Genomic DNA, 8,977 nt, shown 5'->3' on the forward strand with positions numbered 1-8,977 from the left:
GGCGGAAAGCGGTGTCAGCCGATGTCGGTGCGCCCGCGCCGGTCCGCCCGCAGGTTGGAATAGAGCACATGGTTGCGCCAGCGGCCGTTGATCTGCAGATAGGCCTGCGCGACGCCCTCGTATTTGAAGCCGGATTTCTCCAGCACCCCGCGCGAGGCGGCGTTTTCCGGCAGGCAGGCCGCCTCGATCCGGCTCAGATCGAGGATGCCGAAGGCGTAATGGACGAGCGCCGCGATCGCCTCGCGCATGTAGCCCTGCCGCGCGTAACGCGCCCCCACCCAATAGCCGAGCGTGCCGGCCTGCGCCGGGCCACGGCGGATATTGTCGAGCGTGAGCGCGCCGAGCACGCGCCCGTCCTCGCGCCGGATCATGAAGAAGGGCACCGCGGTGCCCGCCGCCTCGACCCGCGCCGACCAGTAGACCCGGTTGGCGAAGGCCTTGCGCGAGAGGTGATCCTCCGACCAGGAGGGCTCCCAGGGGATCAGGAAATCGTGGCTTTCGGCGCGCAGCTCGGACCAGTCGCGGAAGTCGGAATGCATCGGCAGGCGCAGCGTCATCCGCTCCGTCTCGACCCGCGGCTTCCGGCGACCGATGAACATCAGGCGGCAAGCCTCCGCCGCAGCCGGTCGAGATCGGGCGCCGCCCCGGCCGGGCCGTAAAGCGCGAGCGCGTTGCGCTCCTGCGCGATCATCCGGCCGGCATAGTCGCGCACCGCGTCGCGGCTGACCGCGTCGATCCGCTCGGCGACCTCGTCGAGCCCGGGCACCCGGCCCCAGATCGCGAGGTTGCGCACCATCCGCTCGGCGCGGGACGAGGGGCTTTCGAGCCCCATCAGCAGCCCCGCCTTCATCTGCGCGCGGGCGCGGGCGACCTCCGCCTCGGTCATGTCGTCGGCGGCGCGCTTGAGCTCGTCGATCGTCAGATCGGCAAGCCCCGCGACCTCCTCCTCGGAGGTGCCGGCATAGACCGTAACCATGCCGGTGTCGTCATAGGCCCCCGCCTGCGCGAAGATCGAATAGCACAGGCCGCGCTCCTCGCGGATTTTCTGGAAGAGGCGCGAGGACATGCCGCCGCCGAGCGCCGTCGCATAGACCTGCGCGGTATAGAGATCGGCGTCGCGATAGGCCGGCCCCTCGAAGGCCAGCGCAAAATGCACCTGCTCGAGCTCCTTCAGTTCGCGCCGCTCGCGGCCTTCCCAGCGCGCGATCTGCGGCGCGGCCTGCAGGATCGCGGGGCGGGTGGCAAAGATCGCCTCGGCCTGTTTCACGATCGCCGCGTGATCGACGGCGCCCGCCGCGGAAAGGATCATCTGATCGGGACCGTAATGTTCGGAGACGAAGCGCGAGAGATCCTCGCGCCCGAATTTCGCGACCTTTTCCGAGGGGCCAAGGATGGTGCGCCCGATCGCCTGGTCGGGATAGGCGGCCTCCTGCAGCCAGTCGAAGATGATGTCGTCGGGGGTGTCGAGCGCCTGCCCGATCTCCTGCAGGATCACGTTGCGCTCGACCTCGATCTCGCGCTGATCGAAGACCGGGTTCAGCACGATGTCGGAAATCACGTCGAGCGCGAGCGGCACGTCGGGGCCGAGCACGCGGGCGTAATAGGCGGTCATCTCGCGCGAGGTATAGGCGTTGATATAGCCGCCGACATCCTCGATCGCCTCGGCGATCTGCAGCGCCGTGCGCGTCTTCGTGCCCTTGAACGCCATATGTTCGAGGAAATGCGCGATGCCGTTCTGTTCGGGGCGCTCGTGCCGGCCACCGGCCAGCACCCAGATCCCGATCGAGGCCGAGGCAAGGCCCGGCATCGCCTCGGTGACGACGCGCAACCCGTTCGAAAGCGTGGTGATCTCGATCATGCGCGACGCCCTTCGCGGACGACCGCCTCAAGCGCGGCGAGGTCGTTGGGCACCCGCGCCACGCGCTCGGGCCGGTCGAAGAGGTCGGCCATGCGCGGCGGCAGAGGCGGGCGAATGCCGGTCGCGGCCTCGACCGCGTCGGGGAATTTCGCCGGATGCGCGGTGGCGAGCGTCACCATCGGAACGGGCGGCGCGAGATGGGCGCGGCCCACGCGCACGCCGACCGCGGAATGCGGGCAAAGGAGTTCGCCCGAGCGGGTGACTTCCTCGGCGATCGTCGCGGAGGTTTCCTTCTCCGAGACGCGGCCCGAGGCATAGGTCTCACGCAGGCTTTGCAGCGCGCCCTGCGACACGGTGAACCCGCCCGCGGTCTTCAGCTCCTCCATCAGCTGCGCCACGGCCTTACCGTCACGGCCATAGGCCCAGAACAGCGCGCGCTCGAAGTTGGAGGAGATCTGGATATCCATCGAGGGCGAGATCGAGGGTTTCACCCCGTCCATCCGGTACTCGCCCGTCGTCAGGCAGCGGTGCAGGATGTCGTTCTGGTTCGTCGCGATCACCAGCTTGTCGATCGGCAGGCCCATTTCCTTGGCAAGGAAGCCCGCGAAGATGTCGCCGAAATTGCCGGTGGGCACGGTGAAGGAGATCGCCCGCTCCGGCGCGCCAAGCGAAACGGCCGCGGTGAAGTAATAGACGATCTGCGCCAGCACGCGGGCGAAGTTGATCGAGTTCACCCCGGCAAGGCCCACCTCGTCGCGGAAGGCGAAGTCGTTGAACATGTCCTTCAGCCGGTTCTGGCAATCGTCGAAGGTGCCGTCGAGGGCCAGGGCATGCACGTTCGCCTCGGCGGGCGTCGTCATCTGGCGGCGCTGCACCTCGCTCACCCGGCCATGCGGGAAGAGGATGAAGACATCGACATTGTCGAGCCCCTTGAAGGCCTCGATCGCGGCGGAACCGGTGTCACCGGAGGTGGCGCCGACGATGGTCACGCGGCGGCCCTGTTTCGCGAGCTCGATCTGGAACAGCTGCCCGATGATCTGCATCGCGAAATCCTTGAACGCGAGCGTCGGGCCGTGGAAGAGCTCGAGCAGGAAATGCCCGGGTTCGAGCTGGACGAGCGGCGCGCGCGCGACATGGCCAAAGCCCGCATAGGCGCGCGCGATGGCGCCGCGCAGCTCGTTTTCCGAGAAGGTCTCGGCGACGAAGGGGCGCATCACACGGAAGGCGACCTCCTCGTAGCTTTGCCCCGCGAGCGCGGCGATTTCCGCCGGTGTCATCGTGGGGACCGTCTCGGGGACGTAAAGCCCGCCGTCACGCGCGAGGCCGGTCAGCATGGCTTCGCCGAAGCTCAGGGCCGGGGCCTGACCCCGGGTCGAGATATAGCGCATCATTCGCCCTTCAATTCCGTTCCCGCCTGATACGCCAGATGAGAAACGCTGTCATCCCCAAGAGAATGCCCCTGATGAAACTCGCCTATGGCAGCACCCGTCGCCCCTAGGTACGAAAAAGAAGAATTTCGTTGGCGGATGTATTTCATACCTGTAGTAAACATCCATACTAGGAGACCAGGAGGCCCGGAATGAGCGAAGAAAATGACGCACGGAAATTCTCCCTCAGCCTGCCCGCGACCGTCTTCGACGCGCTCGCCCGCGAAGCGGAGGAGGTGCGGCGCGACGCGCAGGATCACATGCGCTGGCTCCTCATCGAACATGCCCTGAAAACCGATTTCATCCCCCCGGAGGAAAAGAAGATGCTTTCCCTCTATCGAGACATCAGCAACCGCGTCGCCGACATGGCCGTCGAGATCGACGAAACCGAAGGCTTCTCTCCCGATATCACGCTGCGCGCCATCCAGGCCTGCCAGAAGGATCCGAACTGGCTGGCGGATTATCGCCTCTATGTCGGCGGCAACGAATTCGCCGAGAAGAACGCCCGCAAATGGTCGCTGAACCAGAACATCGGCTATCGTGTCCGGCAGGCGCTGAAGGCCGGGCTGGAAACCTCCCCCGACGGCAAAAAGCGGGTCTCCAAGGTGCCGGGACGGGAACTGATCAAGAGCTTCACCCGCCTCAGGAAGCTTGACTGATCGCCCCTAGGCGCCGGCGGTTCGCCGCCGGACACGCCAGAGGAGAAGGCCGGTCATCCCCAACCAGACAAGGGCAAGGGAGAACCAGGTGATCGCATATTGCAGATGATCGTTGCGGATGCCCTCGAGGCCAAGCGGGCGCGTCTCGACGCCCTGCGCGTCGCCCTCGATCTGCCGCGCGACGACAAGGATCGGTTCGGTCTTCAGCGCGGCGGCCATCGCCGGCACGTCACGGGCGAACCAGATGCCGGTTTTGGCATCAGGGTCGGGGGTGAAGCTGTCGCGCTCCTCCGGCCAGTGCAGATTGCCGGTGACGATCATCGCGGTGGCGGGGCGCGGGGCGGTTTTCGCCTCCTCCGCGATGAAGCCGCGATCGAGGAGCAGGCGCCGCCCCTCCCCCGTCTCGAAGGCGGAGATCACCTCGTAACCAGCGCCGACGTCCTTTTCGCCGGTGAGCACGAGGATCTCCTCGCCCGTGGTGGCGCCGACGATCTGGACCGGGGTGTATTTCAGCGGTTTCGTTGCAGTCCCCGGGCCGGGCAGATCCTGCGCGGGGCCGTCGATGCTGGCGGTGATCTCGGCGATCATCGCCTCTTTCCAGGCGAGGCGGCGCAGCTGCCAAAAGCCGAGCTCGAGCAGGATCGTCACGCCGACAAGGCCGAGGATCAGGGGGAAAAGATAGCGTTTCATCGGCTCCTCAGGGAAACGGCGCGAGGGGGGGCACCCTCGCGCCGCCGCGCGCTTCCCGAGCGCATCCGGAGGGCCTCAGGCACCGCCCCAGATATAGATCGAGGCAAAGAGGAAGAGCCAGACGACATCGACGAAATGCCAGTACCAGGCCGCCGCCTCGAAGCCGACATGCTGCTCGGGCGTCATCTGCCCCTTCAAAAGCCGGATCAGGCAGACGAGGAGGAAGATCGTGCCGATGATGACATGGGCGCCGTGAAAGCCCGTCGCCATGAAGAACGTGTCCCAGTAGATCGAGCCGGTGCCGATCGCCTGCTGCGCGTGGGAATATTCATAGGCCTGCAGCGCGGTGAACGAGGCGCCGAGAATCACCGTCGCGATCAGCCCGTTGATCGCGTCGCGGCGGTTGTTCTCCTGCACGAGCGCATGATGCGCCCAGGTCAACGTGACGCCCGACAGAAGCAGGATCACGGTGTTGATCAGCGGCAGATGCCAGGGATCGAAAACCTCGGTCCCCGCCGGCGGGAACACCCCGTCCTTGAGCGGATACTCGGGGCCGAGCGGATACATCGCGTTCTTGAAGAAGTTCCAGAACCAGGCGACGAAGAACATCACCTCCGACATGATGAAGAGGATGAAACCATAGCGCAGCCCAATGCGCACGACGGGGGTATGGTCGCCCTCCTCGCCCTCCTGCACGACATCGGACCACCAGCCATACATGCAGTAAAGCACGATCAGCAGCCCCGCGACGAAGACGAAGGGGGTGACGTGCTGCATCCACATCACCGCGCCCGAAAGCATGATGACGGCGCCGACCGCGCTCAGGAGCGGCCAGATCGAGGGCGGCAGGATCTGATAATCGTGGTTTCGGGTCTGCGACATGGCGGGCCTCCGGGTCTCGGCACTCAGTTCACGGGCGGGCGGGGGGCGGGGGCGGCCTGCGCCTGCCGCCCGTCGGGCAAGGGGGTTTCGTAGAAGGTGTAGGAGAGCGTGATCGAATGGATGCGGTCGGTGTCGGGGTCGCGGGTGATCGCCGGATCGACGTAGAAGCTCACCGGCATCTCGACCTTTTCATGCGGCTGCAAGACCTGCTCGGTGAAGCAGAAACACTGGATCTTGTCGAAGTAATAGCCGGCGGTATCGGGGGCGACGTTATAGGCCGCGGTGCCGGCGACGACGCGGTCGGAGGTGTTCTCCGCCTCGAAGAAGGCGAGGCCGGTCTCGCCGATGCGGAGCGTCATCGTGTTCTGCACCGGGCGGAATTTCCACGGCATGCCGCGCGCGACATTGGCGTCGAAACGCACTTCGATCGTCTGATCGAGCACCTCGTCGGAGCCCGCCTCTGCGACGTTCGTGGTGCCGCCATAGCCGGTGGTGCGGCAGAACCAGCTGTAGAAAGGCACCGCCGCCCAGGCCGCCGCGCCCATGAAGAGGATCACGCCGAGCAGGCGGAAGAGGATGCGGCTGTTGGCGCTCATGGCTGGCCCCGCGCGGCGGCCTTTGCTGCCGCCTGAGGGGCGTCATAGGCGTGCATCCGGTCGCCCTGCGAGACCTTCACGAAGCTCAGCCCGAAGACGAGAAAGACGAAGACGAGGAGCACGAGGCCGAGGCCCAGATTGCGCGAGAGGCGACGCTGATGCAGCTCGTGATCGCGGGCGAGTGCCATGTCAGAGCCCTCCAAAGCCGATGAGATGCAGCGCCTTCTCGGCCAGAAGCGCGGCGAAATGCCCTGCGAGATAGAGCAGCGAGAAATAGAAGAACCGCTTCTCGGCCGCGTATTTCTCACCCTCCGCCACAGCCTCGTCGCGCCGCCAAAGCCGCCAGGCGCCGCGGATAAAAAGCGCGTTGAGCAGCACGGAAACGGCGAGATAGACCGGCCCGCCGATCGCGGTGAAGGCGGTGCCGATCGCGACGGGGGCGAGGATGAGCGTATAGGCGAGGATCTGGCCGCGGGTGTGGCGCCGGCCATGGGTGACGGTCAGCATCGGCACGCCGGCGTTGGAATAATCGTCACGCATGAACAGCGCGAGCGACCAGAAATGCGGCGGCGTCCAGAGGAAGATCACCATGAACATCGCCACGGATTCGAGGCTGATCCCCCCCGTCGCCACCGCCCAGCCGATCATCGGCGGAAAGGCCCCGGCGGCGCCGCCGATCACGATGTTCTGCGGCGTGCGGCGCTTCAGCCAGATCGTGTAGACGACGACGTAAAAGAAGATCGTGAAGGCGAGAAAGGCCCCGGCGAAGAGATTGGCGGCAAGCGCCAGCATCACGCAGGAGATGCCCGCAAGCGTCAGGCCGAAGCCCAGCGCCTCGCCCTCGCTGATCCGGCCCGCAGGTACCGGGCGCGACCGCGTGCGGCGCATCACCCGGTCGATATCGGCGTCATACCACATGTTCAGCGCGCCCGAGGCGCCACCGCCGAGCGCGATGAAAAGCACCGCGACGAAGCCCACGAAAGGATGCACCGGCGCGGGCGCCACGATCAGCCCGGTGAGCGCGGTGAAGACGACGAGCGACATCACCCGCGGCTTGAGCAGCGCGACGAAATCGCCAAAGCCCGCCTCGCCCGTCGCCGCCCGTCCCTGGAAACCGATATCGCTCATGGGCGCCTCAGTTCTCGGCCAGCTTGACGGACTGCGCCGCGTGCCAGGCGGCGACGTCGATCTCCTGCCCCTCGGGGAAACCGGCCTTCGCGCGCTCGATCCATTGCGCATAGATCGCCTCGGGCACGACCTTGACCACGATCGGCATATAGGCGTGACCCTGCCCGCAAAGCTCGGAACACTGGCCGAAATAGATCCCCTCGCGTTCGGTATCGAACCAGAGCTGCGCGATGCGGCCGGGCACGGCATCCTGCTTCACGGCAAAGGCCGGGATCGTCCAGCTGTGGATCACGTCATTGCCGGTGAGCTGCATGACGATCTTGTGCCCGAGCGGCACGACGACCGCATTGTCGACGGCCAGAAGATATTCGTCCGGCGCGTAGCCATTCGCGGCGAGGTCTTCCTTTTCGAGCTTGAGCGCGTCGAAACTCACCCCCTCGTCGGGGTATTCGTAGCTCCAGAACCACTGGTTGCCCGCGACCTTGATGGTGATGTCGCCCTTCGGGATCTCCTGCTGCTTCCAGAGCGTGGGCAGTGAGAACGACCCGATCACGACAAGGATCAGGATCGGCGCCAGCGTCCAGGTGATTTCCAGCGGCGTGTTGTGGGTGAAGCGCGCCGGTGTCGGGTTCGCCCCCTGGCGGAAGCGGAAGGCGACGAAGAGCAGGAGCGCGGTGACGAAGACCACGATCACCGAGATGATGACCAGCAGCATGTGATCGAGCCATTGCTGGTCGATCGCCAGCTCGGAAGAGGCCGGCTGGAAGCCGACACCCCCAAGATGTGGTGCGCCGATTACCGGCAGCCCCTTGATCATGTCCTGGGCCTGCACCTGCCCCGCAATCAGGGCATAGCTTATCAGGGCCGCGAAACCGCAGCCGACCTTCGCAAGTCGCATGTATCCTCCCTCGGGCGGCTCTCCCGTGCCGCCCCGGCAAAAACGGGCGCTTCCCTTCGCCCGGCCCCGCCGATACATCTATTGAGACCACATCATTTTCGGCCCGACAAGAAAAAGCTGCGACAATCTGTCGCTTTTCGCGCGAGCCAGAGCGAGGACCGCATGAGCACCGACCGCTTCGCCCCTTTCGAGACGCTGATCGACGAGGCCACCGCGCAGAAGATCCTGGGCGAGGCGACCGCCGGGGCCGAGGATGGCGAGCTGTTCCTCGAACGGCGCCGGTCCGAGGCGCTGATCTTCGACGACGGCCGGGTGAAGACCGCCTCCTATGACGCCTCCGAAGGCTTCGGGCTGCGCGCGGTGAAGGGCGAGGTCGCGGGCTATGCCCATTCGACCGAGATCTCCGAGGCGGCGCTGCGGCGCGCGGCGGAGACGGCGCGGCTTGCGGTGGGCGACGGCGGCGGCGTGATGGCGCCCCCGCCCGCGGGCACCAACCGGCACCTTTATACCGACGCCGATCCGATGGCGGATGCGAGCTTTGCCGCGAAAATCGACATCCTGCGCGAGATCGACGCCTTCACCCGCGCGCTGGACAGCCGCGTGGTGCAGGTCTCCGCCTCGGTCGCGGCGAGCCATCAGGAGGTGTTCATCCTGCGCCCCGACGGCGGCCTCGTCAGCGACATCCGCCCGATGGCGCGGGTCAGCGTCGCCGTCATCGTCGAGGAGAACGGGCGGCGCGAATCGGGCTCGCACGGCGGCGGCGGGCGCTTCGGCCTTGCCGGGCTGATCGACCCCGCGCATTGGCAGCCCGCCGCGCGCGAGGCGCTGCGCATCGCACT

General features: G+C 66.3%; 11 protein-coding genes. 2 read left to right on the plus strand and 9 right to left on the minus strand.

Annotation, left to right across the window (positions count from 1 at the left end):
- Window positions 1-14 precede the first annotated feature (14 nt).
- From AB7U46_RS13660 to thrC, 3 genes are read right to left on the minus strand one after another with little or no spacing between them, the layout of a single operon-like run.
- Window positions 15-599: a GNAT family N-acetyltransferase gene (locus AB7U46_RS13660; RefSeq protein ID WP_428337533.1), complete on the minus strand. Its 585-nt coding sequence runs from the start codon at window positions 597-599 to the stop codon at window positions 15-17.
- Complete coding sequence (locus tag AB7U46_RS13665; RefSeq protein WP_428337534.1) at window positions 599-1,858, minus strand: M16 family metallopeptidase; 1,260 nt, start codon at window positions 1,856-1,858, stop codon at window positions 599-601. Before AB7U46_RS13665 ends, AB7U46_RS13660 begins: the two co-directional genes overlap by 1 nt.
- Entirely contained in the window at window positions 1,855-3,246 is a 1,392-nt protein-coding gene (thrC, locus tag AB7U46_RS13670; protein ID WP_428337543.1) for a threonine synthase, read from the minus strand. Before thrC ends, AB7U46_RS13665 begins: the two co-directional genes overlap by 4 nt.
- 191 nt (window positions 3,247-3,437) lie before the next feature.
- Here thrC and AB7U46_RS13675 point away from each other — a divergent pair, with 191 nt between their 5' ends.
- Complete coding sequence (locus AB7U46_RS13675; protein WP_428337535.1) at window positions 3,438-3,944, plus strand: hypothetical protein; 507 nt, start codon at window positions 3,438-3,440, stop codon at window positions 3,942-3,944.
- A 6-nt stretch (window positions 3,945-3,950) separates the two neighbouring features.
- Here AB7U46_RS13675 and AB7U46_RS13680 read toward each other — a convergent pair whose 3' ends face one another.
- The 6 genes from AB7U46_RS13680 to coxB all read right to left on the minus strand — a co-directional run bounded on the left by AB7U46_RS13680 (window position 3,951) and on the right by coxB (window position 8,138).
- Window positions 3,951-4,634: an SURF1 family protein gene (locus AB7U46_RS13680; RefSeq protein ID WP_428337536.1), complete on the minus strand. Its 684-nt coding sequence runs from the start codon at window positions 4,632-4,634 to the stop codon at window positions 3,951-3,953.
- A gap of 75 nt (window positions 4,635-4,709) precedes the next feature.
- Window positions 4,710-5,516 (minus strand): cytochrome c oxidase subunit 3, encoded by an 807-nt coding sequence (locus tag AB7U46_RS13685; RefSeq protein WP_428337537.1) that lies wholly within the window; start codon window positions 5,514-5,516, stop codon window positions 4,710-4,712.
- Between the two features lie 23 nt (window positions 5,517-5,539).
- On the minus strand, window positions 5,540-6,112 hold the full coding sequence (locus AB7U46_RS13690; protein WP_428337538.1) for a cytochrome c oxidase assembly protein: 573 nt from the start codon (window positions 6,110-6,112) through the stop codon (window positions 5,540-5,542).
- Window positions 6,109-6,300, minus strand: a complete 192-nt coding sequence (locus AB7U46_RS13695; RefSeq protein ID WP_428337539.1) for a hypothetical protein — start codon at window positions 6,298-6,300, stop codon at window positions 6,109-6,111. Before AB7U46_RS13695 ends, AB7U46_RS13690 begins: the two co-directional genes overlap by 4 nt.
- Before the next feature lies 1 nt (window position 6,301).
- Window positions 6,302-7,240 (minus strand): heme o synthase, encoded by a 939-nt coding sequence (gene cyoE / locus AB7U46_RS13700; protein ID WP_428337540.1) that lies wholly within the window; start codon window positions 7,238-7,240, stop codon window positions 6,302-6,304.
- Between the two features lie 7 nt (window positions 7,241-7,247).
- Window positions 7,248-8,138 carry a cytochrome c oxidase subunit II gene (coxB, locus tag AB7U46_RS13705; RefSeq protein WP_428337541.1) on the minus strand — a complete coding sequence of 297 codons (891 nt, stop codon included), beginning with the start codon at window positions 8,136-8,138 and terminating at the stop codon, window positions 7,248-7,250.
- A gap of 162 nt (window positions 8,139-8,300) precedes the next feature.
- Here coxB and AB7U46_RS13710 point away from each other — a divergent pair.
- A partial coding sequence (locus AB7U46_RS13710) for a PmbA/TldA family metallopeptidase (protein WP_428337542.1) occupies window positions 8,301-8,977 on the plus strand: 677 nt, incomplete at its 3' end.

Source organism: Paenirhodobacter sp., assembly GCF_050177655.1.
GTDB lineage: Bacteria > Pseudomonadota > Alphaproteobacteria > Rhodobacterales > Rhodobacteraceae > Rhodobacter.

Coding starts and splice junctions, on each gene's coding strand:
- AB7U46_RS13660 (WP_428337533.1), bottom strand. CDS start 599: ATGTTCATCGGTCGCCGGAAGCCGCGGGTCGAGACGGAGCGGATGACG.
- AB7U46_RS13665 (WP_428337534.1), bottom strand. CDS start 1,858: ATGATCGAGATCACCACGCTTTCGAACGGGTTGCGCGTCGTCACCGAG.
- thrC (WP_428337543.1), bottom strand. CDS start 3,246: ATGCGCTATATCTCGACCCGGGGTCAGGCCCCGGCCCTGAGCTTCGGC.
- AB7U46_RS13675 (WP_428337535.1), top strand. CDS start 3,438: ATGAGCGAAGAAAATGACGCACGGAAATTCTCCCTCAGCCTGCCCGCG.
- AB7U46_RS13680 (WP_428337536.1), bottom strand. CDS start 4,634: ATGAAACGCTATCTTTTCCCCCTGATCCTCGGCCTTGTCGGCGTGACG.
- AB7U46_RS13685 (WP_428337537.1), bottom strand. CDS start 5,516: ATGTCGCAGACCCGAAACCACGATTATCAGATCCTGCCGCCCTCGATC.
- AB7U46_RS13690 (WP_428337538.1), bottom strand. CDS start 6,112: ATGAGCGCCAACAGCCGCATCCTCTTCCGCCTGCTCGGCGTGATCCTC.
- AB7U46_RS13695 (WP_428337539.1), bottom strand. CDS start 6,300: ATGGCACTCGCCCGCGATCACGAGCTGCATCAGCGTCGCCTCTCGCGC.
- cyoE (WP_428337540.1), bottom strand. CDS start 7,240: ATGAGCGATATCGGTTTCCAGGGACGGGCGGCGACGGGCGAGGCGGGC.
- coxB (WP_428337541.1), bottom strand. CDS start 8,138: ATGCGACTTGCGAAGGTCGGCTGCGGTTTCGCGGCCCTGATAAGCTAT.